Origin of the sequence: Saccharothrix coeruleofusca (assembly GCF_014648515.1) — a bacterium.
Lineage (GTDB): Bacteria > Actinomycetota > Actinomycetes > Mycobacteriales > Pseudonocardiaceae > Actinosynnema > Actinosynnema coeruleofuscum.
The window spans coordinates 117,301-133,890 of sequence record NZ_BMRG01000015.1; the positions used below are offsets into that span (position 1 = coordinate 117,301).

A 16,590-nucleotide genomic window follows, 5' to 3' on the forward strand; every position below is an offset into this window, starting at 1 on the left:
ACGAGAATGCGAGCGAACCCGTTCGCGGAAACGGATTCTGGGGTACTCCGGGGGGCTTGCCACAAGACCGACCCCGCGCTATACGTTCCAATGGGGAGAAACGCGGCACGCGCCGCATCGGCCGAAAGTACTAGACAGCTTTCGCTTGCGCTGCAACCACTTCGCCGCCGCCCTACGCTGCCGATCATGGTGACGACAACGAAGACATCGCCCCCGGCCACGATCATCGCCGCGTTCTTCGGTTTCCTGTTCTCCACGGTCACCGCGTTCGCGGGCGTGGCGTTCCTGCTCGGCGCCCGGCAGGAGCTCGTCGACGCGGTGCGCACCGCGAACCCGGAGATGACCGCCGAGCAGGCGGAGCAGGCGACCACCGTCACGATGGCGTTCAGCGCGGGCGTGATGGTCCTGGTCGGCCTGGTCTACCTGTGGCTGTCGTTCAAGCTCAAAGCCGGGCGCAACTGGGCGAGGGTCGTGCTCACGGTGATCACGCTGCTGCAACTGGCCGCCGTGCTGACCGACCAGGGCACCACCGCGTTCGGCTACGTCAGCTGCGCGATCGCCGTCGCGGCGCTGGTGCTCAGCTACCTGCCCGCGTCCAACACCTACATCGCCGAGGTCAAGCGCTCCGGCTGAGCCGGACGCGCCGGGAGGCGTTCCGGGCCGTGACCCGGAACGCCCCCTCCCCCGGTCACCCCGGCTCAGTCCGAGCAGATGACGTAGGTCCTGAGCTGCCAGTTGTCCGCCACCGCACCGTTCTCGGCGGCCCCCGCACTGCCCGAGGTGGTGGTCAGCGCGGCCGTGGTGCTCAGCGCGATCCTGCCGTCGACGGCGTCACCGGGGGACGCCTCGCTCATCGTCTGGACGCCCACCCCGTGCGCGCGCGTCCCGCTCTGCTGGCAGACCCTGCTGACGCCCCTGGTCGAAGCGGAGCCCGGCGTGGTCGTGGCCTGCTCGACCCTCATCGTGGGCGCCGCGTTGGCGCAGACGCCGAAGACGTCCAACCGCCAGCCGGGCGTGAGCCCCGGCCGCGCGGTGGCGCGGGCCGTGACGCTCTTCGGTGCCACGGAGGTGCCGGGGATGACGTCGTGCACGAGCACGCTGCCGCTGCCGCCGCTGGTGCGGAAGCCGGTCCCGTACAGCGCCCGGCTTCCCGGACACGACATCGACACCTCCTTTGTGGTGGCGGTGCTCGACGCCGTGCTCGCGGGGACGACCTGCAGGTTCGTGGTCAGCGGCCCGCAACTGGCCCACGCCGAGACGCTCCAGCTGCCGCTGAACGCGCCCAGCTCGACCGCCGTCACCCGCGCCCGGAACGGCGGGCTGCCCTCCGGCACGACCGACTCCAGCGTGACGCTGCCCGCTCCCCCGTCGATGCCCCCGCCGGGACCGTAGAGGAAGGTGCCCGTCGGGCAGTCGACCGTGATCGTCTTGCTCGCCTGCGAGTTGGACGGCGACTGCTCGGTCTCGACGGTGATCGCGGTGACCGCCCGCGCCGACGCCACCGGCAGCACCACGGGTGTCGCGACGACCACCCCCGCCACCAGTGCCGCCTTCCACGACCTGCTGCCCATGCCGCACCTCCTGTCCGCTCGACTCCGGGCTGTCCGCTCGGTTCCGGGGAGAACTCTGCGGCAGGTCCGGCCATGACGGCGGAATCCCGGACACCTCGGGGACGTCGCCGCAGCGTGCCCCCGGTGACTTGACGGGGGTGTCCGAGCTGTCCGAGGATCGCCCCGGCCGACCGGACAGGAAGGCGCACGGGTGATGACCGATGCCGGGCGCACGGCGCTCACCCGGTTCGTCGACGAGCTGAAGCGGCTGCGCGACCGAGCCGGGGCGCCTTCGCTGAACCGGTTGGCGGCGCTGACCGCCGCCCTGCCGCACCCGTTGCCCCGCAGCACGATCAGCGACAAGCTCAACGCCCGGTCGTTACCGGAGTGGGAGTTCGTCGCGTCGTTCGTGACCGCCTGCGCCGCGCACGCCGAGCAGTCCGGCGTGGCGCTGCCCCCGACCGCGGTGGACCTGGACCGGTGGGCCGCGCGGCACCTGCGGATGCTGCGCGCGGTCGACGGCGCGCGCGCCGCGAGCAGGTTGGCCGCCTCCGCCCGCGCCGAGCTGGACCGGCACGCCCCGGAGACCACACCGGAGCGCGTCGTGGTGCCCCGGCAGCTGCCCGCGGCACCACGGCACTTCGCCGGGCGGACGGCCGAGCTGGCGGCGCTGAACCGGATCGCCGAGGACGCCGCCGAGCCCGGTGGCGCGGTGGTGGTCTCCGCGATCGGCGGAACCGCGGGCATCGGCAAGACCGCGCTGGCCCTGCACTGGGCCCGCCGGGTGGCCGACCGGTTCCCCGACGGGCAGCTCTACGTCGACCTGCGCGGTTACGGCCCCGGCTCGCCCCTGGCGCCCGCCGAGGCCGTGCGCGGCTTCCTCGACGCCTTCGCGGTGCCGCCGCGCGAGGTCCCCACCACCCCCGACGGGCAGGCCGGCCTGTACCGCAGCCTGCTGGCGGGCAGGCGGGTGCTGGTGCTGCTGGACAACGCGCGCGACGCCGAGCAGGTCCGGTCGCTGCTGCCCGGCTCGGCGGGCTGCCTGGCACTGGTGACCAGCCGCGACCGCCTCGCCAGCCTGGTCGCGGTGGAGGGCGCCCACCCGCTGCGGCTGGACCCGCTCCCCCCGGCCGAGGCGCGTTCGGTGTTGGCCGACCGCGTCGGGCCGCACCGCGTGCTGGCCGAGCCCGAGGCCGTCGACCGGATCACCGCCGCCTGCGCCGGGCTGCCCCTGGTCCTGGCGATCGTGGCCGCTCGGGCCGCCGCGCACCCCGACTTCTCCCTCGCCGACCTGGCCGCCGAGCTGACCGGGGCGCGGGCCCTGGACGTGTTCGCGGGCAGCGACCGGGCGGTGGACGTGCGCACGGTGTTCTCCTGGTCCTACCGCGGCCTGGCCCCTGCGGCGGCCCGGCTGTTCCGGCTGCTCAGCCTGCACCCCGGACCGGAGGTCGGCACGGCGGCTTCGACCTGCCTGGCCGGGGTGCCCGCGCGCGAGGCGCGCCGGCTGCTGCGGGACCTCGCCGACGCGCACCTGCTGACCGAGCACCGCCCCGGCCGGTTCACCCGCCACGACCTGCTGCGCGCGTACGCCGAGGAGCTGACCGAGGAGCACGACGGCACCGAGGAGCGGCGGGCCGCCACCCATCGGCTGCTGGACCACTACCTGCGCACCGCGGACCGGGCCGCCCGCCTGGTCGACCCGTACCGGGTGACCGCCGAGCTGCCCGAGCAGGCGGCGGGCGCGATCCCGGAGCAGGTGCCCGACACCGCGCGGGCGCTGGCCTGGTTCGCCGCCGAGCACCGGGTGCTGCTGGCGGTCCTGGCGCAGGAGCACGCGGGCTTCGACGCGCAGGCGCACCTGCTGGCGAGGTCCCTCTCGACCTACCTCTACCGCGCCGGGTACTGGCACGACTGGGTGTGCGCGGAGCAGGCGGCGCTCAGAGCCGCCCGGCGCGGCGGGGACCGCCGGGGCCAGGCCGCCGCCCACCGCGGCCTGGCCCGCGCCTACCTGCGGCTGGATCGGGAGGAGGCGGCGCTGGCCCAGCTCCGGCTGGCCCTGGTGCGCTATGCCGAGCTCGACGACCGGGTCGGGCAGGCGCACACCCAGCTCAACCTGGCCGAGGTCTTCGACCGGTTCGGCAGGTACCCGATGGTGCTGCGGCACGCCCGGCTCGCCCTGGACGGGTACCGGGCCGCCGCCCACCCCGCCGGGCAGGCCAAGGCGCTCAACAGCATCGGCTGGAGCCTGAGCATGCAGGGCAGGCACCGGGAGGCCGTCGGCTACTGCCGCGAGGCCCTGGACATCCAGTTGGAGCTGGGCGACCGGGACGGCGCGGCGGACACCCTGGACAGCCTGGGCCACGTGCACCACCGGCTGCACGACCACGCCCTGGCCCGGACGTTCTACCAGCGGGCGGCCGAGCTGTTCCAGGAGACCGGCAACCGCCCCGAGGAGGGCTTCACCCTCGACCACCTCGGTGACGTGCTGGCGGAGTCGGGCGAGCCGGACGCGGCGCGGGAGACCTGGCGACGTGCGGTGGAGCTGCTCGACCGGGGTGGTCCGGCGGAGCGGGTGGACGCCATCCGGGCCAAGCTGGAGCGCGTCGGCCCGCGCTCGTCCGTCACGCGGACGGGCGGCCGGAGCCCGTACGAGGCGTTCTGAGGTCCGTCGCCAGGTGCCGCCCCTGGACCCGAACGCTCAGCTCGCGGTGTCCGAACGCGCGACTGACGGTGCCGGAACGCTCGACTCGTCCGGCGGGGCGGGGCGGTCCTTGGCCATGGTGGACACGACCAGCAGCAGCAGGCCCGCCGCCACGGCGACGGCGACGAAGACCCAGCTGAACGCGGTGATGATGGTGCCGGGGTCGTGCTCGCCGCCACCCGAGGCGATCCCGGTGTTGACGATGGCGCCGAACACGGCCACGCCGACCGCGCTGCCCGCGGACCGGGCGAAGGTGTTCATGCCGGTGACGGTGCCGCGCTCGGCCCAGTCCACCGACGCCTGCGCCGCGATCAGCGTGGGCGACGCGGTCCAGCCCAGGCCGAAGCCGATGACGAACGCCGTGAGCGCCACGGTGATCGGGTTCGGCCACGGCGCGACCACGGCCAGCGCCACCGAGCCGACCAGGGCGATGGCGCTGCCGGTGAGCGCCGTGGCCCGGAAGCCCCGCCGCAGGTAGAGGCGCCCGGCGGTGGACGCGGCCAGCGGCCAGCCGAGGGTGAGCGCGGCCACGGCGAGACCGGCCAGCAGCGGGGCCGTGCCCGCCGAGCCCTCCAGGTAGGTCGGCACGAAGCTGGTGATCCCGGTCAGCAGCGCGCCGACGGCGAGCGAGGCCAGGGTGGTGGTCAGGATCAGGCGCCTGCCCAGCACCGCGAAGTCGACGACGGGCTCGGCGGCGCGGCGCTCGACCACCGCGAACGCGGCGAGGGCGACGGTGCCGACCGCGAAGCAGGCGATGCTGGGCGTCGAGGTCCACGCCCAGGCCGTGCCGCCTTCGAGCAGGGCGAGGATCACCGCGGTGAGCCCGACGGTGAGCAGTGCCGCCCCGGCGTAGTCGATGCGGTGGCGGCGCTTCTGGACGGTCTCGCGGTAGAACCGCAGCAGCGCCCACCCGGCGAGCAGGCACAGCGGGATGTTGACCAGGAAGATCCAGCGCCAGGAGGCGAACTGGGAGAACACCCCGCCCAGCGTCGGGCCGACCACCGAGGACACCGCCCACACGCTGGCGATGTAGCCCTGGACCCTGGCGCGCTCCTCCACGGTGTAGATGTCGCCCACGATGGTCATCGCCATCGGGGCCACGGCGCCCGCGCCGAGCCCCTGGACGAGGCGGAACAGGATGAGCGAGGTCATGTCCCAGGCCAGCCCGCACAGCAGCGACCCCAGCAGGAACAGCGCGATGCCCAGCAGGATGACCGGCTTGCGGCCGACCATGTCGGCGACCTTGGCGTAGAGCGGGACGCTGACCGCCTGGGCGAGCAGGTAGATCGAGAACAGCCACGGGAACCGGGTGAACTCGCCGATGTCGGCGACCACCGAGGGCACCGCGGTGGCCAGGATCGTGGCCTCGATCGCGATCAGCCCGGTGGTCAGCATGAGGGCGAACAGGATCGGCCCGCGCTCCGAACGCAGACCCACGGCGGTTGCGGTGCTGTTGGTCACCTAGTCTCCAAGTCGGTCGCTCGGCCCGCTATTCCCGGCGGCGGTACCCGGATACCGCGAGTCGCGCGTCCGGACACCACGAACCGCGCGTTCGGACACCGCGAATCGCGCGTCGGGGGTGAGCCAGCGCACACCGGTCAGTCCACTGTGGACATCGTCATCCGGTGAGGCCGGTCTCGGTGACACCACGGACGAGGTAGCGCTGCAGCAGGGCGAACACCAGCACGATCGGCAGGATGGACACCGCCGCCGCGGCGAACAGCAGGGCGATCTTCGGGTTCTGCGCCGTGAGCAGGCTGGACAGCGCCACCTGGACCGTCCACGTCGAGGAGTCCTGCGCGATCACCAGCGGCCACAGGAACTGGTTCCAGCTGCCGATGAAGTCGATGACCGCGATGGCCGCGAAGAACCCCGTCGAGTTCGGGACGACCACCCGCCGGAACACCCCCCACCGGGACAGCCCGTCCAGCCGCCCGGCCTCCTCCAGCGACACCGGGAAGTCGAGGAAGTACTGGCGGAACAGGAACACGTTCAGGGCGCTGAACAACCCCGGCACCACCAGCCCGCGCAGGTCCGACAGCCAGCCCAGGCTCGACACCACCACGAAGCTCGGCACGAAGGTGACCGCGGTCGGCACCATCAGCGTCGCCACGATCGCGCGCAGGACCAGCGGCGCGTGCCGGTACGGGACACGCGCCAGCCCGTAGCCCGCGAGCGAGCACAGCAGCAACTGCCCCGCCGTCTGCAGCACGGCGACCACGGTGGAGTTCAGCAGGCTGCGCGCGAACGGGATCTCCTCGCCGGAGAACACCTCCGCCGCGGTGGACCACCCGGTGCCCAGCCCGTCGCGGACCAGCACGGCGAACGGCAGCAGGAACAGCGCCGCCGCGACCACGAGCGCGGCCCAGCGCGCGACGGCGCCGACGCGGCCCGCCGGGGTGCGGTGGTAGCCGGGGGGACGCATCAGCCCGCCCTCCGCAGCACCCGGCCCGACAGCAGCGTCGCCAGCGCGATCACCAGCGCGAGCACGACCGCGCCCGCGCTGCCCCGGCCCAGGTCCTGCCCGCCGGAGCCGAGCGAGGTGTAGTACAGGTAGACCAGGGGCGGCCGGGCGAACGGCGGGTAGCCCCTGGAGTCGCCGAGGATGTTGTAGAACTCGTCGAACGCCTGGTAGGCGTTGATCAGGTTCAGGGTGAGCACGGCGACCAGCGCGCCGCGCAGACCCGGCAGCGTGACGTGCCGGAAGGTCTGCCACCTCGGCGATGCCCCGTCGGTCCACGCCGCCTCGTACAGGTGCGCCGGGATGCGCTGCAGCGCGGCGATGAACAGGATCATGTAGAAGCCCAGCTGCAGCCACAGCCGGGCGGTGACGAGCACGACCCAGTACAGCGGCGGGTCGACCGTGCCGACCCACGCCTGCGGCTGCCCGCCGAACCAGCCCAGCGCGGTGTTGGCCACCCCGCTGTCGACCCCGGAGAACAGCGACATCTTCCACACCAGCGAGGCCACCACGTAGGAGCAGGCGAACGGCAGGAAGAACACCGACCGGAAGAACGCCCGCGCGACGCGGACCTGGTTGACCAGCAGGGCCAGCGCGAGCGCCAGCACCACCGTGGTGGGGATGACGAACGCGGCGAACACCGTGAAAGTGCCGATGCTGTCGAGGAAAGCGCGGTCGGTGAGCACGTCCGCGTAGTTGCCCAGCCCGACGAACTCGGTCGGTGTCACGGTGTTGCGCGCGTCGAAGAAGCTGAGGTAGGCGCTCCACCCGATCGGCACGTAGGTGAACGCCAGCAGCCCGGCCGCGAACGGGCCGACGAACAGCCAGAACGCGAGCGCGGCGCGCCGCCCGCTCACCTGTCCAGCCGCGCGATCTCGTCCCGCGCCACGTCCAGCGCCGTGCGCAGCTCGGCCGCCGGGTCCGCGCCTTCACGCGCGATCCGGGAGACCGCGTCCGACAGGGCGGTGTTGGCGCGGGCCGACCAGCGGGCGGGGCTGGCGATGCGCCCGCCCGCGGTGACGAGTTCGGCGATCCGCTTGCCCGGCCCGTCGCGCAGCGGCTCGGCCCGCTCCGCCAGGCTCCGCCGGGCGGGCAGGTGCGCGCCGAACGCGGTGGCGAACTCGGTCTGGTACTCCGTCTTGTCCACCCACAGCCACTTGACGTAGGCCTTGGCCGCGTCGACGTCGGCGCTGCGCGCGTTCACCATCGCGCTGTACGCGCCCACCGGCACCGATTCCGCGCCGTCGGCGTCCAGGCGCGGGAACGGCAGCACGCCGACGTCGTCGCCGTGCGCCTCGGTGATCTCGGGCAGGTTCCACAGGCCGGTCCACTGCATGGCGGCGAGGCCGTCGACGAACGCGCCGGGGTCGGCCCAGTCGGTCGGCGCGCCCAGCAGCAGGCCGCCGCCCCGGTGCAGCTCGCGCAGCTTGCCGAACACCTCGGCGGCGCGCGGGTCGTCGAAGCCGGGGGCCTTGCCGTCCTCGGACAGCAGGTCCAGGCCCGCCGACCACAGCAGCGGCGCGGTGAGCACGCCGACGCCGCCGTCGTTGCCCGCGAACAGGCCGCGCACGCCGTCGGTGGTCAGCCGCCGGGCCGCGTCCAGCAGCTCGTCGACGGTCCAGGGCGGGGTGAGCCCCGCCTTCTCCAGCAGGCTGGGCCGGTAGTACAGGACCTGGGTGTCGATGGCCTGCGGGATGCCGTAGAGCTCGCCGTCGACCGTCTGGGAGTCCAGCAGCGCCCGGACGAAGTCGTCGCGGGTCTGCCCCAGCAGGTCGCCCAGCGGCACCACCTGTCGCTGCCGCACCCAGTCGACCTTGACCTGCGCCTCGAACACGTCGGGCACGGCGCTGTTCTGCAGGGCGGTCATGATCTTGGAGTCGTAGTCGCCGGGGTTCCACTGCACCTCGACCCGCGCGTCCGGGTAGGCGGCGGCGTAGCGCCGCACCGCGTCCTGGACGCCGTCCTCGCCGTAGGCGTGGTACCAGTGGCGCAGCGTCCCCTCGGCGGACCCCTCGCGGCCCGTGTTGGACCCGCAAGCGGTCAGCCCCAGTAACCCGGCGACCACGAGGAACGACCGACGGTCGAGCTCGACGCCCATCCCGCTACCTCCCCGACTCGGTTGTGGGGAAAGTATCGAACCGGGGTGATCACGTGTCGAGCGTTCCCACCAGGGGGGAGGACCGGTCAGGCCGCGTCGACCTCGTCGAGGAAGCCCAGCAGGGCCTTCGCCAGCTCGTCCGGCGCCTCCAGGGCGGCGTAGTGCCCCACACCTTCGAGTGACACCGCGCGGAGCTGCCCCGAGGTGACCCCGGCGAAGGTGTCGGCCGTGAAGTCGCCACCGCCCGCGCCGACCGCGAGCACGGGCACGCGCAGCGGGCGCTCGGCGGCCAGCGCCGCGATGTCCGGGCCTTCCCGCAGCATCGACCGGTAGAGGCCGACAGCGCCCCGGAGGCCGCCCGGCCGCGAGTAGGTCCTGGCGAACTCGTCGACGTCGGCTTCGGTGATCGCCCCCGGCGTCGCGCACAGCGCCGGGAACGCGAAGCGGGACAGGAACTCGCGCTCCCGCCCGGCCAGCAGCAGCTCGGCGATGCCGGGCGCGGCGAGCACACCGATGTGCCAGCTGCCGCCCCGCGTGACGTCGGCCAGCGCTTCCAGGCCGAAGCCGGGCAGTCCCATCTCGATCGCGGTGAAGCTGCGCACGTGCTCGGGGTGCGCGGCGGCGAGGCGGAACAGGGTCGCGCCGCTGATGTCCTGCCCCGCCAGGTGCACCGGGCCGACGCCGAGCAGGCCGATGAGCTGGTGCAGGTCCTCGGCGGCGGTGGCGCTGTCGTGCTCGTCGGTCGCGGTGGCGGAGTCGCCGAAGCCGCGCAGGTCCACGGCGAACACCCGGTGGTGCGCCGCCAACAGCGGGATGAGCTCGTGGAAGGCCCACCAGCTCTCGGGGAACCCGTGGACCAGCAGCAGCGGGGACCCGGTGGTGCCCGCTTCGACGTAGTGCAGCCGGGTTCCGTTGACCTCCACGTGGTGGTGCGCGACCTCGGACAGGGTGGCGGGTGCGGTGTTCATGACGTCCTCAAATAGACAACCTGGTTGTCCATCAATATAGACAACCGAGTTGTCTTTGTCGAGCCGGTCGTACCCTTGGCCCATGTCCCGCTCCGGCGCCGATCTCGCCCTGCTCCTGCTCGGGGGCTTCCGCTGCCTGGTGGACGCGGCCCAGGCCGAGCTGGCCGACCGCGGCCACGGCGACGTCCGCCCCGTCCACGACTTCGCCATCCGGGCCATCGCCTCGGGCGCGGACAGCGCTTCCGAGCTTGGGCGGCGCATGGCGGTGTCGAAGCAGGCGGCGGCCAAGACGATCGCGGTGCTGCAGGAGCGCGGCTACGTGGCCCGCGAGGCCGACCCCGCCGACGCCCGCCGCAAGCGGCTCCGGGTGACCGATCGGGGGTTCGCCATGCTCCGGGAGGCCGAGGCCATCTTCGACGAGCTGCGCGAGCAGTGGGCGCGGCGGATCGGCGCGGATCAGCTCAAGGAGCTCGAAGCGCGGTTGACCGACCTGGTGGGCGCGACGCCCGTGCGCCTGGACACGCCGGGCTGGCTGGCGCGGGACCTGGGCGAGCCGGTCTGAGCGCTGGGCGCACCCGTGCCGACCGGGCGCGCCCAGCGCCGCGCTTACCCGCTGACCGACGCGGAGAAGTTGTCCACCGCCAGGCCCACGCCGCCGTTCCACGGCTCGAAGCCCGCCTGGATGCTCGTCAGGTACCAGGAGTTCGTGATCGCCCCGCGATCACGCACGTCGTTGATGAAGTCCAGCACGTTGAACGACCACGACGTGATCGGCGACGGCGCGACGTAGGAGATCACGTTGTTGCCCCCGTTGTTGCCCCGCCAGACCTCCCAGCCGCGGCCCGCGATGGTGGCGTTGCCCACCGCGCTGCCGATCGGCTGGATCGGGCCCTGCCGGTTGAACCAGATCATGATCTCCATCTGGTTCACCCCGTTGGTCTTCGGCGAGGGGTCGAGCCAGATGTCGTACGAGGCGTTGTAGGTGCCACCCGCGAACCGGTAGTCGATCGAGGAGGTCGCGCTGCGGATGCGGCTGACCTGCATCGGCAGGTTCGTCCCCGGCGAGCAGTTGGCGTAGTGGCAGCCCGCGTACACCGACGGGTAGGAAAGCGGCGCGCCGTTGGTGGCCGCCGAGCCGTCCTGCTGGGTGATCTGGAACCCGGTCGAGGTGACGTTGATGCACTGGGTGGCGGAGCTGCCCCACCTGTTGTTCTGGACCACGTAGCGGCCCTGGATGGTGGTCGTGCCGTACTGCTGGCAGATCGTCGTGTCGGCTTGCGCCTGGCCCGTGCTGGCGGCGAGCGTGCCCGCGGTCAGCAGGCAGGCCAGCGCGAGGGAACGGACGGTGCTCTTCATCGAACTCCTCCCGAACGGTCCGCGGCGGCGGTGGCGGGGCGTTCTGGGAACGCTCCCACAACCAACCGGGTACCCGCCAGTGCGCATGCCGATGCCGATTCGGTCAGCCCGCTCCCGCGTCGGTGACGGTGCCGACGGCGGTGATCACACCGCCGCTGGGGGTGTGCACCGTGAAGTCCAGCCGAACCCGCTCGGCGGGCTCGGCCTCGGCGTCGGTCACCGTCGGCACGGCCACTTCCGCGCTCAGGCCGTCCCCTGCCATGAAGGCCAGCACCGTGCGCAGCTGCGTCGTGGACAGCGGTCGCGACGGCAGCGGCTCCTCGCCGGAGGCCTGCCTGCGGAACCACTCCGGGTCGACGTCCGCGGTGGACAGCTCGGGCCCGTCCGCCGGAGCCAGGGGCGCGCCCGAGAGCAGGACGGTGCTGTCGACCGCCTCGGACAGCGTCGCCCGCCACGTCAGCGGAGCCCCCTCGGCGGCCTCGGCCGGGGCGATGGTGATGGTCGGCTCCGGGTCGTCGTTGCGCACCGCGAGAGCGCCCGAGTGGCGGCCGACGACCGTGCCCCGGACGGCCTTCACCTGCACCCAGCGCCGCACGTCCCGGCTCCACCGGGTGTTGCCCGCCACCTGCAGCCCGACCTCGATCTCGCGCTGTCCCGGCTGGACGGCCACCAGCCGCTGGCTGTACTCCTGCCCCTGCTCGTTGACGAACAGCCGCACCAGGCCGGGACCGTCACCGGAGACGGCGACCGGGAACCGGACGGTCCGGGTGCCCGAGTCGCCCTCATCGACGGTCAGCGCACCCACGTCGACCCGAGGCAGCGCCACCGGTCGCGGGTCCGGCAGACCGCGGTCCCAGCCGTGCGCGTCGATCAGCCACGCCCGCCCGGCGCCACCGCGCGGGACGAGCTCCAGCTCGGCGACGCGGTCGAGGTCGACGCCCTGCGCGGGCAGCGGGAGGCGGGCCTCCTGCGCCCAGTGGGCGGACAGCCGCTCGGTGGCGGGCAGCCCGTCCAGCGACACCTCCCCCAGCCGCGCGCGGCGACCGCTGGTGTCGGCGACGGCCACCTCGAAGCGGTTGCCCAGGCTGTTGGGCGAGACCACCAGCCGCAGCGCCAGCTCCCGCGCGCCCGCCAGCGAGACGGCCCGGCCGGGGCGCACGACCGCTGCTCGGCCCTCCTCGGACCACTTCAGCGCCACCGCGAACCGCCCCTGCTCCGACGGGGCGCCGGAGAACCGGTTGAAGTGCGGCGAGGTCAGCGGGTAGTCCTGGTCGCCGCACGAGGCGGCCGGGTCCGCCGTGACCTGCGCGCACACCCGCGCGTCGCCACCGGCGGTGGTCGCCTCGTCGGGCACGACGAACGCCGACCGCGCGCCGCCGACGGCGTGGCCGAGCACGCGCGCCGGATCGGCCGACGGGGCGCGCGCACCCGAGCCGTCCAGCAGCGGCAGCACCCGCCGGTCACCCTCGACGAACAGGCGCGCCGCCGCCGCGATGTAGGTCGCGCCCGCGGTCTGCTGCTGCGCCGCGGTCAACCGGGTGGGGGTTCCCGGCGAGCACACCGCGTCGATGGGCGGGCTCGCGAAGTCGTCGTACGCCGGGGCTTGCGCCTGGCCGGGAGTCCACTCGGTGTTGAAGTAGTTGTGGTTCGCGCCGACGAAGTACAGCGCGCTGTGCAACGCGGTTCCACGGCTGACCCCGCGGGTCGCGTCCAGGTACATCTGGCCCTGCAGGTCGCTCACGTCGCCGTCGCAGCCGGGCAGGATCGTCACCGAGGGCACGTCCGGCGCCGGGTTGTGCCCGAAGACGGTCGGCCCGATCAGCAGGTCGCCCTTGATCTTCCAGCGCACCGGACCGTCGAAGCCGCTGCCGGGCGGTGGCGGGCTCAGGCTGTCGGTGGCCGCGCGGTTGACGCCCTCGCCGCCGCGCGAGTGGCCGATGAGGAAAACGTTGTCCATGTCGGCGGCGGGCGCGGCGCGGACGATGTCGGGAGCCGATCCCCGGTCCGCGCCCGCCCAGTCGGCCCACTTCGCCAGGTGCGCGCGGACCAGCGCCGACCGCGCTCCCGCTCCCGATTCGACGTCCCCGGCGTCCTGCGCGTTGATCCCGTTGGCCGAGATGGAGACGGTCACGTAGCCCTGCGAGGCGAGCAGTCGCTGCGCCTGGAGGTAGCCGCGGTGACTGGGCACCGGCTCGGCCCCCTCCCGGCAGGGCCAGTTCAGCAGGATGCCGTCCACGACACCGGGCTGGTAGCAGGTGAAGTGCCTGCCGTGCAGGAACAGCGCCAGCGGGCGCTTGCCTGGCGCCCCGCTCGGCGCCACCACCACGGCCCGCATCTCGACCGGCGTCGCGTACCCCGGGATGGCCATGGGAGCCAGCTCGTACTCCCCGGCGCGGGTCGGGAAGGGTCCGGGCAGGCCGGGGTCGACCTCGTTCGCGGGCAGCGGCGCCGGTGGCGCCGGTGGGGTCGAGCCCAGTGGGCGCGGCGGCTCCTCGGCGTCCAGCCGCCTGCCCGAGACGCGGACCTGGAGCCGGTCGGGATGGCCGACCTCCGGCGCGTCCAGGGTGTACGAGCGCAGGTCGGTGGAGGGGCGCGGTCGCCCGAGCAGCCGGTCGCCCTCCCAGAACTCGATCGCGGCGGCGCCGGGCGGGATCGGTTCGGGCGAGGTCCAGACCAGCCGCTGGCCCGCGATCGCCCACCCCGCGGGAGGCTGGTCGCCCTGCCGCGAAGCCGCTGCCGCCGGTGTGGCCAGACCCGCCACGAGCAGCGCGCAGACCAGTAATCGGGTCGGGTGCATGTGCCATCCCCTCGGATCGGCCGGTGTGGACCAGTTCTAGCGTCGTTCCGGATCGACCCGCAAGGCAGCGCGGGGCACGCCCGTTCCGCCGCAGCGCCTTCCGCGCACCGCGCCGCCCGGCGGCGGTGATCGCGCGGAGGTGGCCAGTGGGCGGGCGGGCGAAGTAGCGTTCGGCTGTGGCGGAGCGCAACGAGGTCATCGCCGAGCGGTACCGGCTCGTGGCCCCGGTGGGGCGCGGGGCCACCGGGGTCGTCTGGCAGGCGCGCGACGAGCGGTTGGGCCGGGTCGTCGCGATCAAGTTCCCCACCGCGCTGCCCACCGAGGGCGATCCGTCGCAAGCCCTGGAGCGGATCGCGCGGGAGGGGCGGATCGCCGCCCGGTTGCGGCACCCGCACGCGGTCACCGTGCACGACGTCGTGGAGCACGGCGGCAGGCCGTGCCTGGTGATGGAGTACCTGCCCTCGCGGACGCTGGCGGAACTGCTCGACGAGCGCGGGCCGCTGCCGGGGGAGCTGGTGGCGGGCGTGGGGTGGCAGGTGGCGGCGGCGTTGGCGGCGGCGCACGCGGCGGGCGTCGTGCACCGGGACGTCACGCCGTTCAACGTCCTGCTGGGCGACGACGGCACCGCGAAGATCGCCGATTTCGGCGTCGCCCGCGCGGTCGGCGAGGGCGCGGTGGCCGACACCCGTCCCGTCGTGGGCACGCCCGCGTTCCTCGCGCCGGAGGTGGTGGCGGGCCAAGAGGCGGTGTTCGCCTCCGACGTGTACTCCCTGGGCGCGACGCTGTACGCGGCGCTGGAGGGCCACCCGCCGTTCGGGACGGCGCAGGAGCCGCCGCCGGCGGAGGAAGGGGCGTCCCCCCTGGCGCAGGTGCTGCGGCAGCTCCTGCGGCGCGACCCCGCGCAGCGGCCCACCATGGCCGAGGCGCACGGGCTGCTGGACGCGGTCGTCGCGGGACGGCCGCTGCCCGGCTCGCCGCAGGCGGGCGACACGCGGGCGCTGCCCGCACCCCGCCGCGCGTCGTGGCGCGCGATCACCCTGGTGTCCGGAGCCGCGGTGCTGGCCGTCGGCGGGCTGGTCGTCGGCGGGCTGGTCGTCAACGGGCTGGTGGCCGGGAACTCCTCGCGCGGCGGCGACCCGTCCTCCGAGGCCCGACCAGCCCCGACCGACACCCCGAGCACCACGACGACCACCGCCACCGCCGTCTCGTCCGGTTGCACCGCGCGGTTCGAGATCACCAACTCCTGGCCGGGCGGCTACCAGGTCCAGGTGACCGTGCGCAACGCGGGCGAGCGCGCGCTCGACGCCTGGGCCGTGACCTGGCCCCAACCCGAGGGCCACACGATCAGCAACCTGTGGAACGGGGTCCTCACCGCGAACACCGGCACCGCCTCGGTGACGGTCACCAGCGCCGGTTACAACGCCGAGCTGCCCGTGGCGGGCTCCACCACGTTCGGCTTCACCGCCAACGGCCCGGCTACGCCCCGGCTGGACCTCACCTGCACCTCCGGCGACTGACCTCGAAGCCGCCCCCCAGGCGTCGGTGTTTCATCGGGCGTGGGCGGACCCGCGCCCGTATTGTCGCAACTGCCCGATCATGACCCGATCGGGCAGGGGCGGCACGCGCGGGGAGGACCAGTGCTCGACATCGGCGCGCTCACCTGGACCGTCACGATCGGCCTGATCCTGCTCCTGCTCGCGATCGACCTGGTGCTGGCGGCCGTCCGCCCGCACCGGGTGGGCTTCCGCGAGGCCACCGCCTGGTCGGTGTTCTACGTCCTGGTCGCGATCGGCTTCGGCGTCTGGTTCGCCGCGCGGTACGGCGGCGAGTACGGCACCGAGTACTTCGCGGGCTACATCGTCGAGAAGAGCCTGTCGGTCGACAACCTGTTCGTCTTCGTCATCATCATGACCACGTTCGCCGTGCCCGAGGAGCACCAGCACAAGGTGCTCACCTTCGGCATCCTGCTGGCGCTGGTCATGCGCGCGATCTTCATCGCGCTCGGCGCCACCCTGCTGTCCCTGTTCTCCTTCATGTTCCTGCTGTTCGGGCTGCTGCTGATCTACACCGCCGTGCAGCTGTTCCGACACCGCGACGAGGACCCGGACGTCGAGGACAACGCCGTGGTCAAGACCGCACGCAGGGTGCTGCCGATCACCGAGGACTACGTGGGGGGCAAGCTCACCACGCGCGCCGACGGCCGCCGCGCGTTCACCCCGCTGTTCATCGTCCTGCTCGCCATCGGCAGCATCGACCTGCTCTTCGCGCTCGACTCCATCCCCGCGGTGTTCGGCGTGACCGAGCACCCCTTCATCGTCTTCGCCGCCAACGCCTTCGCCCTGCTGGGCCTGCGAGCCCTGTTCTTCCTGGTCAAGGGACTGCTCGACCGGCTGGTGCACCTGTCCACCGGGCTCTCGCTGATCCTGGCGTTCATCGGCGTCAAGCTCATCCTGCACTGGGCGCACGTCGACATCGACGCCCGCGTGCCGGAGATCCCCACCCCGCTCAGCCTCGGCGTGATCATCGGCATCCTCGCGGTCGTCACGGTGACCAGCCTGATCAAGACCCGGCGCGATCCCGGCGCCAAGGCGCACCCCGGCTCGCTGCGCGCGCACCGGAAGGCGTCCGACCGCGACCGGCCGGACGCCCGCTGAGCACG

General features: G+C 73.5%; 13 protein-coding genes. 5 read left to right on the plus strand and 8 right to left on the minus strand.

Going from position 1 to position 16,590, the window contains the following annotated elements; all coding sequences use genetic code 11:
* Nucleotides 1-186 precede the first annotated feature (186 nt).
* Nucleotides 187-633, plus strand: a complete 447-nt coding sequence (locus tag IEZ00_RS28025) for a hypothetical protein (RefSeq protein WP_229796162.1) — start codon at nt 187-189, stop codon at nt 631-633.
* A gap of 65 nt (nt 634-698) precedes the next feature.
* On the opposite strand, the gene IEZ00_RS28030 is transcribed toward IEZ00_RS28025, so the two are convergent.
* Nucleotides 699-1,571: a hypothetical protein gene (locus tag IEZ00_RS28030; protein WP_189226343.1), complete on the minus strand. Its 873-nt coding sequence runs from the start codon at nt 1,569-1,571 to the stop codon at nt 699-701.
* Between the two features lie 193 nt (nt 1,572-1,764).
* Between IEZ00_RS28030 and IEZ00_RS28035 the strand changes: the two genes are divergently transcribed.
* Nucleotides 1,765-4,212 (plus strand): ATP-binding protein, encoded by a 2,448-nt coding sequence (locus IEZ00_RS28035; RefSeq protein ID WP_189226344.1) that lies wholly within the window; start codon nt 1,765-1,767, stop codon nt 4,210-4,212.
* 36 nt (nt 4,213-4,248) lie between these two features.
* Here IEZ00_RS28035 and IEZ00_RS28040 read toward each other — a convergent pair whose 3' ends face one another.
* The 5 genes from IEZ00_RS28040 to IEZ00_RS28060 all read right to left on the minus strand — a co-directional run bounded on the left by IEZ00_RS28040 (nt 4,249) and on the right by IEZ00_RS28060 (nt 9,778).
* The gene (locus IEZ00_RS28040; protein WP_229796163.1) at nt 4,249-5,712 is read right to left on the minus strand and encodes an MFS transporter; all 1,464 of its coding nucleotides are present in this window, start codon (nt 5,710-5,712) and stop codon (nt 4,249-4,251) included.
* Between the two features lie 157 nt (nt 5,713-5,869).
* Nucleotides 5,870-6,676, minus strand: coding sequence for a carbohydrate ABC transporter permease (locus IEZ00_RS28045; RefSeq protein WP_189226345.1), 807 nt, complete (start codon nt 6,674-6,676; stop codon nt 5,870-5,872).
* Entirely contained in the window at nt 6,676-7,569 is an 894-nt protein-coding gene (locus IEZ00_RS28050) for a carbohydrate ABC transporter permease (protein WP_189226346.1), read from the minus strand. The genes IEZ00_RS28045 and IEZ00_RS28050 overlap by 1 nt, the downstream gene beginning before the upstream one ends.
* On the minus strand, nt 7,566-8,810 hold the full coding sequence (locus tag IEZ00_RS28055) for an ABC transporter substrate-binding protein (protein ID WP_189226347.1): 1,245 nt from the start codon (nt 8,808-8,810) through the stop codon (nt 7,566-7,568). Before IEZ00_RS28055 ends, IEZ00_RS28050 begins: the two co-directional genes overlap by 4 nt.
* 86 nt (nt 8,811-8,896) lie before the next feature.
* The gene (locus IEZ00_RS28060; RefSeq protein ID WP_189226348.1) at nt 8,897-9,778 is read right to left on the minus strand and encodes an alpha/beta fold hydrolase; all 882 of its coding nucleotides are present in this window, start codon (nt 9,776-9,778) and stop codon (nt 8,897-8,899) included.
* 82 nt (nt 9,779-9,860) lie between these two features.
* On the opposite strand from IEZ00_RS28060, the gene IEZ00_RS28065 reads away from it, so the two are divergent.
* Nucleotides 9,861-10,340, plus strand: coding sequence for a MarR family winged helix-turn-helix transcriptional regulator (locus IEZ00_RS28065; protein WP_189226349.1), 480 nt, complete (start codon nt 9,861-9,863; stop codon nt 10,338-10,340).
* 44 nt (nt 10,341-10,384) lie between these two features.
* Here IEZ00_RS28065 and IEZ00_RS28070 read toward each other — a convergent pair whose 3' ends face one another.
* Nucleotides 10,385-11,134, minus strand: coding sequence for a GH12 family glycosyl hydrolase domain-containing protein (locus IEZ00_RS28070; protein ID WP_189226350.1), 750 nt, complete (start codon nt 11,132-11,134; stop codon nt 10,385-10,387).
* A 103-nt stretch (nt 11,135-11,237) separates the two neighbouring features.
* Nucleotides 11,238-13,931, minus strand: a complete 2,694-nt coding sequence (locus IEZ00_RS28075; RefSeq protein WP_189226351.1) for an alpha/beta hydrolase family protein — start codon at nt 13,929-13,931, stop codon at nt 11,238-11,240.
* A 176-nt stretch (nt 13,932-14,107) separates the two neighbouring features.
* On the opposite strand from IEZ00_RS28075, the gene IEZ00_RS28080 reads away from it, so the two are divergent.
* The gene (locus IEZ00_RS28080) at nt 14,108-15,448 is read left to right on the plus strand and encodes a protein kinase domain-containing protein (protein ID WP_189226352.1); all 1,341 of its coding nucleotides are present in this window, start codon (nt 14,108-14,110) and stop codon (nt 15,446-15,448) included.
* 120 nt (nt 15,449-15,568) lie between these two features.
* Nucleotides 15,569-16,585, plus strand: coding sequence for a TerC family protein (locus IEZ00_RS28085; RefSeq protein ID WP_189226353.1), 1,017 nt, complete (start codon nt 15,569-15,571; stop codon nt 16,583-16,585).
* Nucleotides 16,586-16,590: the final 5 nt, after the last annotated feature.

Bases quoted from the DNA above. Each gene is read 5' to 3' on its own strand.
- IEZ00_RS28025 (WP_229796162.1), top strand. From the start codon at position 187: ATGGTGACGACAACGAAGACATCGCCCCCGGCCACGATCATCGCCGCG.
- IEZ00_RS28030 (WP_189226343.1), bottom strand. From the start codon at position 1,571: ATGGGCAGCAGGTCGTGGAAGGCGGCACTGGTGGCGGGGGTGGTCGTC.
- IEZ00_RS28035 (WP_189226344.1), top strand. From the start codon at position 1,765: ATGACCGATGCCGGGCGCACGGCGCTCACCCGGTTCGTCGACGAGCTG.
- IEZ00_RS28045 (WP_189226345.1), bottom strand. From the start codon at position 6,676: ATGCGTCCCCCCGGCTACCACCGCACCCCGGCGGGCCGCGTCGGCGCC.
- IEZ00_RS28055 (WP_189226347.1), bottom strand. From the start codon at position 8,810: ATGGGCGTCGAGCTCGACCGTCGGTCGTTCCTCGTGGTCGCCGGGTTA.
- IEZ00_RS28060 (WP_189226348.1), bottom strand. From the start codon at position 9,778: ATGAACACCGCACCCGCCACCCTGTCCGAGGTCGCGCACCACCACGTG.
- IEZ00_RS28065 (WP_189226349.1), top strand. From the start codon at position 9,861: ATGTCCCGCTCCGGCGCCGATCTCGCCCTGCTCCTGCTCGGGGGCTTC.
- IEZ00_RS28070 (WP_189226350.1), bottom strand. From the start codon at position 11,134: ATGAAGAGCACCGTCCGTTCCCTCGCGCTGGCCTGCCTGCTGACCGCG.
- IEZ00_RS28075 (WP_189226351.1), bottom strand. From the start codon at position 13,931: ATGCACCCGACCCGATTACTGGTCTGCGCGCTGCTCGTGGCGGGTCTG.